Origin of the sequence: Streptomyces oryzae (genome assembly GCF_017676365.1) — a bacterium.
Classification (GTDB): Bacteria; Actinomycetota; Actinomycetes; order Streptomycetales; family Streptomycetaceae; genus Streptomyces; species Streptomyces oryzae.
Genome location: NZ_JADKMA010000012.1, coordinates 1 through 16,864, shown reverse-complemented (window position 1 = coordinate 16,864; position 16,864 = coordinate 1). Strand labels below are relative to the sequence as shown.

The following is a 16,864-nucleotide window of genomic DNA, read 5'->3' as shown; positions in this document are numbered from 1 at the left end:
GCCGCCCGAACGGAGTCTCTGGTGGCGGCAGAAGGAGAGTGCGGCTCCGGCTGTGACCCGGGCGTCACCCTGCGGAGCCAACCCGCGCGTGCTACTGGGGTAGGGGGTGGCGGAGGGCGCTACCAGCGAAAAGCGCTGTGCGAGCCTTCGGGAGCCGGGAAGGCGACGGCGCTATCGGCAGGGCAGCGGGCGTTGCTGGAGCCCCTGGAAGCCCCTGGAAGCCGCTGGGAGCCGGAAAAGGGCGTTACTGGTCGCCCGGTGCGACAAGCCCCGACTCGTAGGCGAAGATGACGGCTTGAGCGCGGTCCCGCAGCCCCAGCTTGCCGAAGATGCGGCTCACATGGGTCTTCACCGTCTGCTCGGCCAGCACCAGCGATGCGGCGATCTCGGAGTTGGACTGCCCGCGGGCCACCAGCTCCAGCACCTCGGTCTCCCGCTCGGTCAGCGCCTTCAGCCGCAGCTCTGGAGCTGAGGCGCGCCCCTTGCGCGGGGCGGGACCGGACCGCTGCCGGGCGAACTCCGCGATCAGCCGCCGGGTCACCGAGGGCGCCAGCAGCGCCTCACCCTCGGCCACGACCCGCACCGCCGCGATCAGGTCGGCCGGTGGCGCGTCCTTGAGCAGAAAGCCGCTCGCCCCGAGGCGCAGGGCCTCGTACACGTAGTCGTCCACATCGAACGTGGTCAGCATCAGCACCTTGGGCTGATGGGTGACGCCGGGCGGCGGATCGAGCAACTGCTGCGCCGCCTCCAGGCCGTTCAGCCGTGGCATGCGTACGTCCATCAGTACGACGTCCGGGTGCGCGCGGCGGCACAGTTCGACGCCGGCCACACCGTCGGCCGCCTCGCCCACCACGTCGATGTCGCTCTGGGCGGCCAGCAGGGCGGCGAACCCCGCGCGGACCATGGCCTGGTCGTCGACGATGACCACGCGGGTCACCCGGTCCGTCGAATAGGCGCCGGGTGCGCTGATGCCGTTCATGCGGTCGCGGAACCCCTTGTGTCCTTCGAGTCGTTATTGGTCTGTTTGCTGGTCTGTTTGCTGGTTTTTTTGCGCTTGCCCTGCTGTTGCTCGTCCCGCTTGCGCCGAGCCCGCCTGCGGGGCGCGCGCTGCTGCGCCAGCTCGCTGTCCTGTCCGCTGTCCGGCCCGCCGACGCCCTGGGCGGTCTGCTCCTGGATGACCTGCTCCTGAGCGCTCTCGCCCTGTGTGCCGTCCGCCTCGGCGCTGCCGTGCGCCTCCGCGTCGCCATAAGCCTCTGCGCCTCCGCCCTCCCCCGCGGCGTCGTGCGGCTCGTCCAGGCCCGCGACCGGCGGGCTCAGCGGGAGCCGGGCGGCGACGCGGAAGCCGCCGTCGGGCAGCGGGCCGACCTCCAGGCTGCCGCCGACCAGCCGCACCCGCTCCCGCATCCCGACCAGCCCGTGTCCGGTGCCGGCCGTCTCCAGCGGCGCGGCCTCCGGCTCCGGGGAGGGACCGTTGACGACCAGTACGGAAAGGAAGCCCTCCGGTGCCGTCACCGAAACGCGGGTCTGTGCGCCGGGCGCGTGCCGTACGACATTGGCGAGCGCCTCCTGGACGATCCGGTACGCCGACAGCGTCACGGTCGGCGCGGCCCCGGGAAGTCCGTCTGCCGCGGAAAACGCGTCTGCTGCACCGTCCCCGCCCTCGGGGAGGGAGATGTTCAGTTCGGCCGGTACTCCGGCGCGTACGGTGGCCTCCACGAGCTGTTCCAGCCTCTCCAGGCCGGGCTGTGGCGCTCGCTCGCCGCGGGTTTTCTCGCTCCTCAGGACGCCCAGCAGGCGGCGCATCTCGGTCAGCGACTCGCGTGCCGTGGCGGCGATGGTGTCGAACTCCTCGCGCGCCGCCTGCGGCATCTCAGCGATCCGGTAGGGCGCACTGTCCGCCTGGACCGTGATGACCGACATGTGGTGTGCCACAACGTCGTGCAGTTCCCTCGCGATACGGGCACGCTCCTCCAGCAGGGTGCGCTGTGCGCGCTCCGCCTCGCTGATGGTCTCCTGCTCGGCCAGTCGCCGCTGGGCCTCCGCCCGTTCCCGCAGCGTGGCGCCGAGCAGCAGGACGGCGCCGCTGAGCACGATCAGCAGGACGTTCGTTCCCTCACTGAGCGCTGGTGAGACGAAACCGAGCACAAGTGAGGCGGTCACCGTGGTGAGCCAGACGGCAAGCAGGGTGCGACGGCTCTCGCGCAGCGCCAGCGCCAGGCACAGCACCAGATAGCCCACGATCACCGTGGGCGGCCACGGCCAGGGGCGGCCTGCGGTCCCGTCCGCCGCGAGCAGGGTCAGGGCGCCCAGCAGGTCGGCGGCGAAGATGATCCACCAGGCGGGCAGCGGCCTGGTGACGGCCAGCAGCATCAGCGGCGCGGTCTGTGCCACCCCCAGGGCACCGGCCAGTGCTGCGTGCATCCCGTAGTCGTTCGTCAGCACCTGGATGGTGGACGGGAGGAGCGAGACGGTGAAGCCGAACGCCAGTACATAGGGCAGCCGCCGCACCCAGCGGGACGAGGCGTGGCCCAGTAGCGGCTCGTGCGAGGCGGCGGGCGTGGCCAGTGCGGTGCCCAGGGAGCGCAGCTCACCGCGCAGGCGGGGCACCACGGTGCGCACGCTCACAGCTCCGCCAGCAGCTCCGCCTTCTTGGCGGTGAACTCGTCATCGGTCAGCAGCCCGGCGTCGTGCAGTTCACCGAGGTGCCGGATGCGCTCGGCCACGTCGGCCGGGTCCGAGCGGTGCGGCTGCGGCGCCGCGGGAGGTGTGCGGATGCTCTCCAGCTCCCGCACCGGACCGGCCGCGCGCACCGCCTCCAGGACCGAGGCGGCGAAGGGGAGCGATTCGTAGACGGGGCCGTAGCCGAGACCGAAAACCACGGAGGCCGGGTCCTGGTCGGCCTCCGCGAGCATCTCGGCTCCGCGCGGGCGCAGCCGCAGGTGGCCGCTGAGCCCCTCCGGGGAGCGCCATTCGACGTCTTCCAGCTCTGCTACGGGGAAGAACTGGTCGCCGGCTTTCCATTTGGCCGTCGAGGCTCCCGTCCAGAACCAGCGGAAGGCGACGACCTTGCCGTCGAAGGAGGCCTTGCCGTCGTACGCCTTGAAGCTCTGCGGCGCTGCCGGCGCGGCGACCAGATGGTGCTCGGCGGGTTTCGCCGCCTCCTCTGGCAGCGCGGAGCGCAGTTCGGTCGCGTAGTAGTCCGCCAGCGTCTCGCGCTCCGCGGGCAGCACCAGGCGGTAGGGGTCGCTGCTCTCCTTGAGCTGCCCGGCAGCCGCTTCCAGCAGCGGGTCGGCGCCCTCGCGGGGCACGGCGCGCAGCACGACGGTGCCGCGTTTGCCGCCCGGGGCCAGCTCGACGGCGCTCAGCGCCTCGTACGGAATACGCCGCTCCCCGAGCACCTGGAAGAGCTTCGGCGTGCGAATCCCCCGTTCGAAGCGGATGAGCACGGAGTCTGAATCGAACTCCCAGGTGGAGTGAATTCCAGCCAGTACGTCACCCATGTGGGCCATCGTATGCGCCGGTCGGCTCTCCGTCCCCCCTCCGCCGCTCTCTGCAACGCTACGCGCGCTGATTCGGGGCGTAGGGGGACTCGGGTGGTCTTGGGTACGGCGTGGCGGGACGCCTGGTGCGCCCTCGCGGGACGTCAGGGCGCGCCTGGGACGAAGGAGCACTTCGGGTCGGTGGAGTCGCAGGAGACGTCCTGGTAGGAGCCGGTGCCGATCGCGGCGAAGTTCTCGAGGCTGTCGGTGTGCGGCACGAAGTAGCCGGTGTGCCCGACGGCGCCCCGCGCCGACAGGTGCCGGGCACCGAAGGCGTCCGCGACCGGGTCGGCGCCGTGCCCGAGCCCGCCGACATCCATGTGGGGCACATCGGCGATCCAGTCGTCGCCGTCCCGCATCGCCCAGATACGGGCGCGGGTGCCCAGCTGCGACGTGTTGTCGGCGCGCATCCCCGGGCTGCCCGCCACGGCGATGTCGGTGACGCTGTCCGGCAGCTGGTGTGCTGCTACGCCGCACACCACCGAGCCGTAGCTGTGGCAGAACAGCGCGACCTTGGGGGTGTGGCCCACCGATGTGTCGGGCAGGGCCCGCAGCAGCCGGTTGAGCCGTACCGCACCGTCCTCGGCCGGGCCGCCGGAGGCGGCGTCCACGCCGAGCCCTGCGGGCGCGGTGTAGTCGGCCCAGGCGATCGTCGCCGTGCGCAGACCGGGGCGGGCGGTGCGCTGCTGATGCTGCAGCGAGTCGGCCATGCCGACCGGAGCGGCGTACGGCCGTGCCGACTTCTCGAAGGTCAGCAGGTCGGTGTCGACCCCGGGGACGACCACCGAGACGCGCTGGGCGTCCCGCAGGTCGCCGAAGACCTCGGCTGCCCTGCCGCGTCCTGTCGGGTCGAAGGCCAGGATCTGCCGCCCGGGGCGCAGCATCGACTCGAAGCGGTGCATCCGCTGCCCGGCCTGGAGACGGCCCTCGTCCGTCAGCCGCTGGTCCCGCATCCGTTTGTGCTCGGTCTCGCGTGCCTGGAGCAGCGCCGTGTGGTTGGACCGGTAGCGCAGCGCCAGGGGGGCACCGCCGAGGTTGCCCACGACCAGCGGATAGCGCGCGGCGAGGGTGCGCTGCTGTGCCGCGTTCAGCCCGGCGAAGTAGCGCGCGATGCGGCTGGGCGAGGCGTCGGGGTCGGGCAGCGGGCGGCCGGCGAAGGAGCCCTTCTCCCAGGCGTGCAGTGCTGCCGCGCGGGGCCCGGCGTCGGCCTGATGCTTGCGGACCGCTGTCCAGCCGGTGGTCGCCAGCAGCACGAAGACGACGGCCAGGGCGAGCAGCGCACGCCAGGCCGTGATGCCCGGGGCGCCCGACGTGGGGACGCCTGATCCGGACAGCGGGTTGCCTAGTGCGGAGAAGTGAGTCACTGGAGCGACACCCTAGGAGATGCCGCGCGGTGGGCCCGCATCCATGGGCGTCCCGTGAGTCATCTCACGTTTCGTATTCAGCCGTCAGGTCACCCCGGCGCGTCCGTATGGCCTACTGGTCACCGTGCGCAACTGCCGTGCCTGGTACGGCAGTCGGGCAGCCGGGTTCAGCTCTGCCGGGTCCAGTCCGCGCAGAGAGCGGGTCCCAGTTGCGCCAAGTAATCACGGGTGACCTCGCGCGCCATCGCCAGGGAGGCGTCGTTGCGCATGCTCCATTGCCTGGACGCGGTGAGCGTCACCCCGGTGAACGCCGCGACCAGAACGCGTGGCCGTGGGTCCTTGTCGGCGTCCACACCGGTGCGCCGGGCCATCTCCTGGACGAGTTTCTCCTCCAGCAGCAGCGAGTGCCTCAGGCGTGCAGCGAGCAGCGCGGGGGTCATCTCGATCACCTGGCACATCTTCAGGTGCAGGTCGATGGGGGTGATCTCCTCCACGGCCGCTCCGACGTCGTCCCATATGTCGTCGAGAGTGTTGCGCAGACACTCCAGTGGAGCTTCACCGGCCGGGCGGGCACAGACGGCCTCGTAGTAGAACCGCTCCACCATGTCCTGCACGAACAGCGCTACTTCTTCCTTGTTCGCGAAATAGCGGAAGAAGGTGCGCTGGGAGACGTCCACGGCTTCGGCAATCTGGTCGACCGTGGTCGTTTCGTAGCCCTGCGTGACGAAGAGCTCGTGGGCCGCCACGACCAGCGCATCCCTTGTGCGCTGCTTCTTCCGCTCACGCAGACCGGTCAAAGTGGCTTCCTCTCCTGGTTCGGGATACTCACGATACGTGAGCGCCACTTGACATTTACCGGCTAATAATTTGGTTTGTCAATTGTCAGTCGCTGTCATTATCCTCCCCGGCATGACCACCCAGACCAGCACCGTCGCGCACGACGCGCCGGACCGGGCAAGCCCCGAGGGCGGTGGCCGACAGGCCCGCAGCGGGCTGCGCGGGCACCCGTGGCTGACCCTCGTCACCGTCGCCTTCGGCGTCGCGATGGTTGCCCTCGACGGGACGATCGTCGCCATCGCCAACCCAGCCATCCAGGACGACCTCGACGCCTCCCTCGCCGACGTTCAGTGGATCACCAACGGCTATCTGCTCGCGCTAGCGGTCTCGCTGATCACAGCGGGCAAGCTGGGTGACCGCTTCGGGCACCGCCAGACCTTCCTCGGCGGCGTCATCGGCTTCGCGGCCGCCTCCGCGGCCATCGGCCTGTCCGGCAGCGTCGCCCTCGTCATCACCTTCCGTGTACTCCAGGGCATATGCGGCGCCCTTCTGATGCCCGCCGCGCTCGGACTGCTGCGCGCCTCCTTCCCCGCCGAGCGGCTGAACGCGGCCATCGGTATCTGGGGCGCGGTCATCGGCGCCTCGACGGCGGCCGGACCGATCGTCGGCGGACTGCTGGTCGAGCACAAGGGCTGGGAGTCGGTCTTCTTCATCAACGTCCCCGTCGGCGCTCTCGCGCTGGTGATGGGGCTCGTGCTGCTGCTCGACCGGCGCGCCGAGGACGCACCCCGCTCCTTCGACCTGCTGGGCATCGTCCTGCTGTCGGGCGCGATGTTCTGCCTCGTCTGGGCGATCATCAAGGCTCCCGACTGGCACTGGGGGGACGCCAAGACGCTCGGGTTCCTGACGGCCTCCGTGGTGGCCTTCGCCGTCTTCGGCTTCTGGGAGACCAAGGTCAGGGAACCGCTGCTGCCGATGAGCATGTTCCGCTCGGTGCCGCTGACCGCCGGCACCGTACTGATGGTGCTCATGGCCTTCGGCTTCATGGGCGGCATCTTCTTCGTCACCTTCTACCTGCAGAACGTCAACGGGCTCTCGCCGGTGGACAGCGGCCTGCGGCTGCTGCCGCTGACCGCGTCGATGATCGTCGCCTCGCCGCTGGCCGGCGCCGTCATCACCAAGGTGGGCCCGCGCATTCCGCTGGTCGCCGCCATGGCGCTGGCCGCCGTCGCGATGTTCGGCCTCTCCACCCTGGAGGCGGACAGCGGGATGGGTGTCACCTCCCTGTGGTTCGTGCTCCTGGGGCTGGGACTCGCCCCGGTGATGGTCGGTGCCACCGAAGTCATCGTCGGGAACGCCCCGTTGCAGCACGCCGGTGTCGCGGGCGGTCTCCAGCAGGCCGCCATGCAGGTGGGCGGCAGCCTCGGTACGGCTGTCCTCGGTGCCGTGATGGCCTCCCGGGTCGGCAGCGAACTCCCCCACAAGTGGGCCGAGGCCAAACTGCCGCCGCTGGACGAGACGAAGGAGGCCGCCCTCAAGAACGCCGCCGAGGTCGGCATCGCCCCCGTACCCAAGGGCACGCCCGAGCAGATGGCCGAGGCGATCAAGCACGTGGTGCACGACTCCTTCGTCTCCGGCATGAGCCTCGCGTTCGTCTGCGCGGGCATCGTCTCGGTCCTGGCCGCGGGCGTCGCCGTCTTCACCAGCCGCGGTAAGAACGACGCCGGGCCGTCCGTGCACGTCTGACGGCCGCTCGCGCGCGGCTGACGGCCCGTTGGTAGGCAACTGCCGGACAAAATAGGGCGAGTTCCGGCATTTTCCCGGCCCGGTAGCGCCGGGACGGTGGATAACTCGCGAGTTGTGGACAACTCCGCCACCTGTCCCGGTGAACCGGGCCGTTTGTGCTTGGCGGCCCCGCGGCGGCGCGGACATGCTGGTCAGGCCGGGCGAGAAGGTGTCCGGCCTTCAGCGGGGGGAGTGATCAGCCATGAAAGGCATGTTCGGACGAGGTCCGAGGACGGCGGCCGGAATCCTGGCCGTGACAGCGCTCGCTGCGGCGCTCACCGCCGCAGCGCAGCCGGTAGGGGCGCAGAGTCGCCACGCACTGCGGCAGGGGGTCGCGAAGGAAAGTGCGGGCAGCCGCCTGGGGAAGTGCGGGCCGGGCGAGCTGTGTCTGTGGGAGCGCCCGCGGTTCAAGGGGAAGCGCCGCGTCCACGAGCTGAGCGGCATCGACATCGAGAGCTGCACGCCATTGCCCGGCGGTGCCTCGGCCACTTCGGCGGCGAACCGCACAGGGCGCCCCGTCACGCTCTATCAGAGCGCGGAGTGCGCGGAGACGGCCGAGTTCGACACCCATCCCTCAGGCTCCTGGACGCCCGAGCTGCCCTACCGCGCACGCGCGTTCAAGGTCTGGGAGCACTGAGATGCCGGCCGCCCGGCCCGGGCGGGGAGCGGTACGGCTCCCGGCGCCCGGGGCCCGGCTCAGGCGTCGCCGCCGGCGGTGCCCGGGTCGGCCGCCGCGACCTCCAGCAGCCGGTAGCGGTCGATGGCCTGCTTCAGCGCGGAGCGGTCCACCTTCCCCTCCTTGGCCAGCTCGGTCAGCACACCCAGCACGATCGACTGCGCGTCGATGTGGAAGTAGCGGCGCGCTGCGCCCCGGGTGTCGGCGAAGCCGAACCCGTCGGCGCCCAGCGACTGGTAGCTGCCCGGCACCCAGCGGGCGATCTGGTCGGGCACGGCCCGCATCCAGTCCGAGACCGCCAGCTTGGGGCCCTCGGAGCCCTGCAGCTTCCGGGTGACGTAGGGGAGGCGCTGTTCCTCCTCGGGGTGCAGAAGGTTGTGCTCCTCCACCTCGACCGCCTCGCGCCGCAGCTCGTTCCACGAAGTCGCCGACCACACGTCGGCCTTCACGTCCCACTCGTCGGCGAGGATCTGCTGTGCCTCCAGCGCCCACGGCAGTGCCACACCGGAGGCCAGGATCTGCGCGGCGTGGGTGCCCCGCTCGCCCGCCTGGTAGCGGTAGAGCCCCTTGAGGATGCCCTCGACGTCCACGTTCTCCGGCTCGGCCGGCTGCTGGATCGGCTCGTTGTAGACGGTCAGGTAGTAGAAGACGTCCTCGCCCTGCGGGTGCTCTTCGTCGGCGCCGTACATCCTGCGGAGCCCGTCCCGGACGATATGGGCGATCTCGAAGCCGAATGCCGGGTCGTAGGCGACCACCGCCGGGTTGGTGGAGGCGAGCAGTTGCGAGTGGCCGTCGGCGTGCTGGAGGCCCTCACCGGTGAGCGTGGTGCGTCCCGCGGTGGCGCCCAGTACGAAGCCGCGCGCCATCTGGTCGGCCATCTGCCAGAACTGGTCGCCGGTCCTCTGGAAGCCGAACATCGAGTAGAAGACGTAGATGGGGATCAGCGGCTCGCCGTGGGTGGCGTAGGCGGAGCCCGCGGCGATGGCGGCGGCCGTGCAGCCCGCCTCCGAGATGCCGTCGTGCAGCATCTGCCCGGTCGGCGACTCCTTGTAGGCGAGCAGCAGTTCGCGGTCGACGGACTCGTAGAGCTGCCCCAGCGGGTTGTAGATCTTGGCCGAGGGGAAGAAGGAGTCCATTCCGAAGGTGCGGTACTCGTCGGGGGCGATCGGCACGAAGCGCTTGCCGATCTCCTTGTCCCGCATCAGGTCCTTCAGCAGCCGGACGAACGCCATCGTGGTGGCGATCTGCTGCTGCCCCGAGCCCTTCTTCAGCGTGGCGTACGCCTTCTCGTCCGGCAGCTGCAGCGGCTTGGCCCGGTTGACCCGCGTCGGCACGTAGCCGCCGCATTCCTTGCGGCGGTCGTGCATGTACTGGATCTCTTCCGAGTCGCGGCCCGGGTGGTAGTAGGGCGGCAGGCCCGATTCCAGCTCGCTGTCGAGGATCGGCAGATGCAGCCGGTCGCGGAATCCCTTCAGGTCGTCGACCGTCAGCTTCTTCATCTGGTGGGTGGCGTTGCGGCCCTCGAAGTTGGGGCCCAGGGTCCAGCCCTTGATCGTCTGCGCCAGGATGACGGTCGGCTGCCCCTTGTGCTCGGCCGCCGCCTTGTAGGCCGCATAGACCTTCCGGTGGTCGTGACCGCCACGGCCCAGGTGCAGGAGCTGGTCGTCGGTCATGCCCTCGACCATCTTGCGCAGCCGCTGGTCGCCGCCGAAGAAGTGCTCCCGGATGTAGGCGCCGCTCTCGGTCGCGTAGGTCTGGAACTGACCGTCCGGCGTGGTGTTGAGCTTGTTGACCAGCACGCCGTCCCGGTCCTGCGCCAGCAGCGGGTCCCAGGAGCGGTCCCACACCAGCTTGATCACGTTCCAGCCGGCGCCCCGGAAGTAGGACTCCAGCTCCTGGATGACCTTGCCGTTGCCCCGGACCGGCCCGTCCAGCCGCTGGAGGTTGCAGTTGATGACGAAGGTGAGGTTGTCCAGCCCTTCACGGGCGGCCAGGGAGAGCTGGCCGAGCGACTCGGGCTCGTCCATCTCGCCGTCGCCGAGGAAGGCCCACACCCGCGATTTGGAGGTGTCGGCAATGCCGCGGGCCTCCATGTAGCGGTTCATCCGCGCCTGGTGGATCGCACCGATCGGGCCCAGGCCCATGGAGACGGTGGGGAACTCCCAGAAGTCCGGCATCAGCCGCGGGTGCGGATAGCTGGAAAGCCCGTGCGGCGCCTTGCTCTTCTCCTGCCGGAAGCCGTCGAGCTGTGCCTCGCTGAGCCGGTCGAGCAGATAGGCGCGGGCGTAGATGCCGGGAGAGGCGTGGCCCTGGAAGAAGATCTGGTCCCCGCCGTCGCCCTCGTCCTTGCCGCGGAAGAAGTGGTTGAAGCCCACGTCATAGAGGGAGGCGGAGGAGGCGAAGGTGGCGATGTGGCCGCCGACCCCGATCCCGGGGCGCTGGGCGCGCGAGACCATGACCGCAGCGTTCCAGCGGGTCGCGTTCAGGATCTTGCGTTCGATCTCCTCGTTGCCGGGGAAGAACGGCTCGTCCTTGGTCGCGATGGTGTTGACGTAGTCCGTGCTGCGCATCTCCGGGACGGCGACGCGCTTCTCGCGGGCGCGCTCGATGAGCCGGAGCATGAGATAGCGGGCGCGTTCCCGTCCGCGCTCGTCGACGGCGGCGTCGAGAGAGTCGAGCCATTCCTGGGTCTCTTCAGGATCGAAATCCGGGACCTGGCTGGGAAGGCCGCCAATGATGATCGGGTTGCGATCGGATCCGGAAGCCACGCTGTTCCTTCGCTGTATCGGTCGGGTGGTGCTCTGGGGCCGGGCGGTGGCGGCGCCACAAGTCGAGCTCGGCGGGTGGCGTGCCGCTTCCATCGTGTACCGCCGCCGCTGTGACGTCACCTCTACCGTTGAGTAACCCAGCACCTCTCGAGGCGGGCCGGAAGGGCGGCGTACGCAGGGACGATGAGGCGGTCGAACCGCAACCTTACGCCCGTTCCGGGGCGGGGTCCGCACTCTGCTCCGATCACCCCAAACATCCGTTCGGCCTGGGGAGGCACCCTACGGCTCCCCCGGCTCAGCCGGGGCAAACCTGGCAGATCCCGGCGACCGCAATGTGGCCTGAATCACTCTCGATCAGGCATTGTGGGAGGAGACGTCAACGTTTGGGCGGGATGGAAGGCCGGGTACTTGCGTGATCCGGCCCGCCCGTGTGGACTACGGCTCATGCCTCGCGTACGCGCGGGGTGGCAACCCCATATTCGCAAGACATGACTGGAGGCAATCCGTGAGCGCGACCGCGGACCACGCGGAGGAGCGGACCAACCCCGCCGCAAGGCTGGGTTTCCAGCCCGGACAGGTGGTCCAGGAGATCGGCTACGACGACGACGTCGACCAGGAGCTCCGCGAGTCCATCGAGGAGATCACCGGCACGGAGCTGGTCGACGAGGATTACGGCGATGTGGCCGACGCCGTGGTGCTGTGGTTCCGCGACGAGGACGGCGATCTGACGGACGCGCTGGTGGACGCGACCACGATGATCGACGAGGGCGCCCCCGTCTGGCTGCTGACCCCCAAGACCGGCCGCGAGGGCTATGTGGAGCCCAGCGACATCGGCGAGGCGTCCCAGACCGCGGGTCTCTCCCAGACCAAGAGCTTCAACGCCGCCAAGGACTGGACGGGCAGCCGCCTGGTCACCCCCAAGGGCGCCCCGAACAAGCGCTGAGGCGCGCTGCTGCGCTCCGGCCGCATGCCGCGGACGGCCGCCCCGGTGTCCGCCGCCTCGGCGTCCACCGCACCGGCGCACCCCGCGCTCCGCGGCTGGCGCCGCTCCCCGGTGGCTTCCCCTTCGGGATCCGTTTCCGGGATCCGTTCCGCCCTCTCCGGGATCCGTTCCGTCCCGGTTGATCCGTCCCGTACCGGTTGCCTTGGCCGGTGCCGCGATCACGTTGTCCGGCACCGCGATCCGGCTGCTTCCGGTGTGTACCCGACCCGCTCCTGCGGGTGTTCGACGAGCCCCTGACCGGCCCATGGCCGGCAGGGGCTCGGTGCATAGGGTGGGGGCGTCCGTGTCCGCCCACCGAAGGGAACCCCTATGGCGATCGAGGCCGGTACCAAGGCGCCCGACATCGAGCTGAAGGACCAGCACGGCCAGGCCGTGCGACTCTCCGACTACCAGGGCAAGAAGAACGTCGTCCTGCTCTTCTACCCCTTCGCCTTCACCGGTGTGTGCACCGGCGAGCTGTGCGCTCTGCGCGATGAGCTGCCCCGGTTCGTCAACGACGACGTGCAGCTGCTGGCGGTCTCCAACGACTCGCCGTTCGCGCTGCGCGTCTTCGCCGAGCAGGAGGGGCTCGAGTACCCGCTGCTGTCCGACTTCTGGCCGCACGGTGAGGCGTCCCGCGCCTACGGGGTCTTCGACGAGGAGAAGGGCTGCGCCGTGCGCGGCACCTTCATCATCGACAAGGAGGGCACCGTGCGCTGGACTGTGGTCAACGGGCTGCCCGACGCACGGGACCTCAAGGACTATGTCAAGGCGCTCGAGAAGCTCTGAGTGCTCGAGAGTGTCCGGCGCTGCCGGGCCGCCGCGCCGGGGGGCGCTTCCGGGCGCTCCCGGCGACGCTTGGAACAACCCCGATTCCGCTCCGTAAGAGGGCTGTGTCCGGGGGAACCGCTCACTAGGATCGAGTCGTTGATCCTATGGCATCCACAAAAACGGGGGCACGCGGTGCTCCTCGCGAATCACGAAACAATTGACCAGGAGGACTCGTGGGAGTCAGCCTCAGCAAGGGCGGCAACGTCTCGCTGACCAAGGAAGCGCCCAACCTGACCGCGGTCATCGTCGGTCTGGGCTGGGACGCCCGTACGACCACCGGCAGCGACTTCGACCTCGATGCGAGTGCCCTGCTGACGAACGCGGAGGGCAAGGTCGCCAACGACCAGAACTTCGTGTTCTTCAACAACCTCAAGAGCCCCGACGGCTCCGTTGAGCACACCGGTGACAACCTCACCGGCGAGGGCGAAGGCGACGACGAGGTCATCAAGGTGAACCTCGCCGGGGTGCCCGCCGACGTCGAGAAGATCGTCTTCCCCGTCTCGATCTACGAGGCGGAGAGCCGCCAGCAGAGCTTCGGCCAGGTGCGGAACGCCTACATCCGCGTCGTCAACCAGGCCGACAACACCGAGCTGGCACGTTACGACCTCAGCGAGGACGCATCGACCGAGACGGCGATGGTCTTCGGTGAGCTCTACCGTCACGGTGCGGAGTGGAAGTTCCGCGCTATCGGCCAGGGTTACGCCTCGGGTCTGCGCGGTATCGCGCAGGACTTCGGCGTGAACGTCTGAGGGAACCGACGGGCGCCCTGCCGGCCCGTTCGCGGGCCGGTGGGGCACGTCTGCCGGGGACCGGCAGCCAGGGGCGCCGCAGACTTCCGTGACCCGGAGGTGTGCGGCGCCCGGTGGTACGGAGACACTTGGATGCACCGTGGCGCGCCGCACCGTCGCGCCACAAGCCGGGGAGAGGACCAGAACACATGAGCGTGACGCTCGCCAAGGGGGGAAATGTCTCCCTCTCGAAGGCCGCACCGAACCTGACTCAGGTACAGGTCGGTCTGGGCTGGAAGGCCCGTTCCACCACGGGCGCCGACTTCGACCTCGACGCGAGCGCGCTGCTGTGCTCCGGCGGCCGGGTCCTCGGCGACGAGTACTTCATCTTCTACAACAACCTCAAGAGCCCCGAGGGCTCCGTCGAGCACACCGGTGACGAGCTGGTCGGCGGCACTGGCGCCCAGGACGACGAGACGGTGCTGGTGGACCTCTCGCTGGTCCCCGCGCAGGTGGACAAGATCGTCTTCCCGGTCTCGATCTACGACGCCGAGACCCGGCACCAGACCTTCGGCCAGGTCGGCGAGGCGTACATCCGCGTCGTCAACCAGGAGGACGGGGTCGAGCTGGCGCGTTACGACCTCACCGAGGACGCCTCCTCGGAAACGGCAATGATCTTCGGAGAGCTGTACCGCTACAACGGAGAATGGAAGTTCCGTGCAGTTGGCCAGGGGTACGCGTCGGGGCTGAGGGGCATCGCTCTAGACTTCGGCGTCAACGTCGCCTGATAGGTGAACGCGCCCGGTGAGGGAAACGTCGCTCGGTGGGTGAACGTAACCAGTCGGGTCGATGTCGTCGATGCCGCTTGATCGCTACGGTCGCCTGGCCGCGGCCAAGTGCCTGGAGGGCTCCGAGGCCGTAGTCGTTCCGGGCCTCTCACCCCCTTTGTAAACCTAAGTAGACCGGATACCGGATTGGGAAGCCAGTGCTCCTGAAAACCTTTGGTTGGTCCTTCGGCGTCACCGCCGTCGGGTTGGCCGCAGCGGCGTTCTTCTGGGGGTGGGAGGCGTTCGCCCTCGTGGCGATCCTTTCCGTCCTCGAGATTTCGTTGTCCTTCGACAACGCAGTCGTCAACGCCGGCGTACTGAAGAAGATGAACGCCTTCTGGCAGAGGATCTTCCTCACCATCGGCATTCTGATCGCGGTATTCGGCATGCGGCTGATCTTCCCGGTCATTATCGTCGCCATCAGCGCGAAAGTCGGCCCGATCGAGGCCGTACAGGTCGCGCTCGACAACCCCGACCGCTACGAACAGCTGGTCACCGACGCACATCCGGCCATTGCCGCGTTCGGCGGGATGTTCCTGCTGATGATCTTCCTCGACTTCATCTTCGAGGAGCGGGACGAGAAGTGGGTCGGCTGGCTGGAGCGTCCGCTCTCCAAGCTCGGCAGGATCGACGGCCTTTCCGTCTGCATCGCGCTGATCGGCCTGCTGGTGACGGCCATGACGCTCGCCACCGCCGCGCACCAGCACGCCGGGCACGCCGACAAGTCCGGCACGGTCCTGCTCTCCGGCATCGCCGGACTCATCACCTACTTGATCGTCGGCGGTCTATCCGGCCACTTCGAGGACAAACTCGAGGAGGAGGAAGAGCGCGAGCAGGAAGAGGAGGAGGCGGCCAAGAAGTCCGGGAAACAGCCCACCGCCGTCGGCTTGGCGGGCAAGGCGGCCTTCTTCATGTTCCTCTACCTCGAGGTGCTGGATGCCTCGTTCTCCTTCGACGGTGTGATCGGCGCCTTCGCGGTCACCAACCAGATCTTCTGGATGGCGCTCGGCCTGGGCATCGGCGCGATGTACGTCCGGTCGCTCACGGTCTACCTGGTGCGCCAGGGCACCCTGGACGACTACGTCTATCTGGAGCACGGCGCGCACTACGCGATCGGCGCCCTCGCCGTGATCCTGCTCGTCACCATCAAGTACGAGATCCACGAGGTCATCACGGGCCTCGTCGGTGTTGCGCTGATCGCCCTCTCCTTCTGGTCCTCGCTGCGCCGCAACCGTGCGCTCGAGGCTGAGGGGGAAGACGGGGGCGAGTCCGAACAATCCGAGGTCACCGCGCGCGTGTGACCGCCTGCCGAACGAGGAACGCTCCCAGCGGGGCGGCTTGAAGTGACGGCGCGGGCCCACCGGCCCGCGCCGCCCTCCCCGAGCCGCCCCGCAGTGGTGAGCAAGTCGGGCTCGGTTACGGATGCTCGGACACGAGTGGGGGTGCGGCATGGTCTCCCTGTGGGAGAACTGGCGGCGGGGCGTGGGCATGTCCCGCCGCGGACCCAAGTTCGACACGGTCGGCGGTCCGTCGACGTATGCGATGGAGCTGACCAGACGGCACTCCGAGCTGTCGCTGACCAAACAGGGGGCCGACACCGGCAGCTTGCAGGTCAACCTCTCCTGGCGGATGCGCAGTTCGGACGTGGAGGACGTCGGCAGGCGCACCGGCGGCTCGCTGCGGCACCCGCTGCGGGCATTCAAGCCCACAGTGGTGCAGGCGCACACCCAGGGCGTCGTCAACGTGGACCTCGATCTGGCCTGTATGTACGAGCTGACGGACGGCAGCAAGGGCGTCGTCCAGCCGCTCGGCAACTTCCTGGGGGACTGGAACGCGCCGCCCTACGTCAAGCTCACCGGGGACGACCGGTTCGGTTCCCCGTCCGGTGAGACGCTCTACGTCAATCTCGACCACCGCGAAGAGATCAGGCGACTGCTCTTCTTCGTCTACATCTACGACGGCACGCCGGCCTTCGACCGTACGCACGCTGTCGTCACGCTCATCCCCAGTAACGGCCCCCATGTGGAGGTGGGGCTGGACGAGCGTGCCCCGCAGGCGCGCTCGTGCGCCGTGCTGCTGATGGAGAACGTCAAGGGCGAGCTGAAGGTGCGCCGCGAGGTGCGCTACGTCTACGGCTTCCAGGCCGAGCTGGACCGGCTCTACGGCTGGGGGCTGCAGTGGGGACGGGCCTACAAGACGCAGAAGGTCTGACCCTGGGCGACGACCCGCGAACGGGCCCCGGCCGGTGATCGGCCGGGGCCCGTTGCGTTCCGGGCGCGGAGCCGCCTCTCATCCCCTGCGGGGTGCGAGCCCGTGCGCCCGTCGGCTGCTCAGCGGTTGGTGAGGAACTGCGGACCCTGGGGCGGCAGCGCGAACGCCGGGTCCGGCTGCGGGTAGCCGTAGGTGGGCTGGGGGTAGCCGTAGGCGGGTTGCGTGGCAGGTGGCTGCTGGGGCGGGTGGTGCGGCGGCTGCGGGTAGCCGTAACCGGGCTGGGGCGGTGGCGCCGCGATGCCGGGCGCCCCCTGCGGCCCGAACGGTGGCGCACCCGGCGACGGAACCTGCACGGTGGCGGCCGACGCCGAGGCGC

Annotated in this window: 13 protein-coding genes and 2 pseudogenes; 8 read left to right on the top strand and 7 right to left on the bottom strand. The window is 69.4% G+C overall.

Going from position 1 to position 16,864, the window contains the following annotated elements; all coding sequences use genetic code 11:
- Positions 1–244 precede the first annotated feature (244 nt).
- From ITI46_RS04185 to ITI46_RS04165, 5 genes and pseudogenes are all read right to left on the bottom strand, one after another.
- A complete protein-coding gene (locus ITI46_RS04185) occupies positions 245–979 on the bottom strand; it encodes a response regulator (protein WP_209237998.1) in 735 nt (244 codons plus the stop codon).
- A gap of 332 nt (positions 980–1,311) precedes the next feature.
- Positions 1,312–2,625: pseudogene (locus tag ITI46_RS04180) on the bottom strand (sensor histidine kinase); the annotation flags it as partial.
- Positions 2,622–3,500, bottom strand: coding sequence for a DUF4429 domain-containing protein (locus ITI46_RS04175; RefSeq protein WP_209237997.1), 879 nt, complete (start codon positions 3,498–3,500; stop codon positions 2,622–2,624). The pseudogene ITI46_RS04180 and the gene ITI46_RS04175, both read right to left, overlap by 4 nt.
- A gap of 143 nt (positions 3,501–3,643) precedes the next feature.
- The gene (locus ITI46_RS04170; RefSeq protein WP_209237996.1) at positions 3,644–4,903 is read right to left on the bottom strand and encodes an alpha/beta hydrolase; all 1,260 of its coding nucleotides are present in this window, start codon (positions 4,901–4,903) and stop codon (positions 3,644–3,646) included.
- Between the two features lie 167 nt (positions 4,904–5,070).
- Complete coding sequence (locus ITI46_RS04165; RefSeq protein WP_209237995.1) at positions 5,071–5,700, bottom strand: TetR family transcriptional regulator; 630 nt, start codon at positions 5,698–5,700, stop codon at positions 5,071–5,073.
- A 112-nt stretch (positions 5,701–5,812) separates the two neighbouring features.
- On the opposite strand from ITI46_RS04165, the gene ITI46_RS04160 reads away from it, so the two are divergent.
- Together ITI46_RS04160 and ITI46_RS04155 are read left to right on the top strand one after the other, a co-directional pair.
- Entirely contained in the window at positions 5,813–7,426 is a 1,614-nt protein-coding gene (locus ITI46_RS04160) for an MFS transporter (protein WP_209237994.1), read from the top strand.
- 241 nt (positions 7,427–7,667) lie between these two features.
- Entirely contained in the window at positions 7,668–8,102 is a 435-nt protein-coding gene (locus tag ITI46_RS04155; RefSeq protein ID WP_209237993.1) for a peptidase inhibitor family I36 protein, read from the top strand.
- Positions 8,103–8,161: 59 nt separating this feature from the next.
- Here the strand turns inward: ITI46_RS04155 and aceE are convergent, their stop codons facing one another.
- Positions 8,162–10,909, bottom strand: a complete 2,748-nt coding sequence (gene aceE, locus ITI46_RS04150; protein WP_209237992.1) for a pyruvate dehydrogenase (acetyl-transferring), homodimeric type — start codon at positions 10,907–10,909, stop codon at positions 8,162–8,164.
- Positions 10,910–11,414: 505 nt separating this feature from the next.
- On the opposite strand from aceE, the gene ITI46_RS04145 reads away from it, so the two are divergent.
- The 6 genes from ITI46_RS04145 to ITI46_RS04120 all read left to right on the top strand — a co-directional run bounded on the left by ITI46_RS04145 (position 11,415) and on the right by ITI46_RS04120 (position 16,488).
- Entirely contained in the window at positions 11,415–11,852 is a 438-nt protein-coding gene (locus ITI46_RS04145) for a DUF3052 domain-containing protein (RefSeq protein WP_099880468.1), read from the top strand.
- A 369-nt stretch (positions 11,853–12,221) separates the two neighbouring features.
- Positions 12,222–12,680, top strand: a complete 459-nt coding sequence (locus ITI46_RS04140) for a peroxiredoxin (protein WP_209237991.1) — start codon at positions 12,222–12,224, stop codon at positions 12,678–12,680.
- A 215-nt stretch (positions 12,681–12,895) separates the two neighbouring features.
- Positions 12,896–13,471, top strand: a complete 576-nt coding sequence (locus ITI46_RS04135; protein WP_074998574.1) for a TerD family protein — start codon at positions 12,896–12,898, stop codon at positions 13,469–13,471.
- A gap of 188 nt (positions 13,472–13,659) precedes the next feature.
- Positions 13,660–14,238: a TerD family protein gene (locus ITI46_RS04130; protein WP_209237990.1), complete on the top strand. Its 579-nt coding sequence runs from the start codon at positions 13,660–13,662 to the stop codon at positions 14,236–14,238.
- A gap of 197 nt (positions 14,239–14,435) precedes the next feature.
- Positions 14,436–15,578, top strand: a complete 1,143-nt coding sequence (locus tag ITI46_RS04125; RefSeq protein WP_209237989.1) for a DUF475 domain-containing protein — start codon at positions 14,436–14,438, stop codon at positions 15,576–15,578.
- Positions 15,579–15,726: 148 nt separating this feature from the next.
- Entirely contained in the window at positions 15,727–16,488 is a 762-nt protein-coding gene (locus tag ITI46_RS04120; protein ID WP_209237988.1) for a TerD family protein, read from the top strand.
- A gap of 119 nt (positions 16,489–16,607) precedes the next feature.
- On the opposite strand, the pseudogene ITI46_RS04115 reads toward ITI46_RS04120, so the two are convergent.
- A pseudogene (locus ITI46_RS04115) lies at positions 16,608–16,864 on the bottom strand (TerD family protein); the annotation flags it as partial.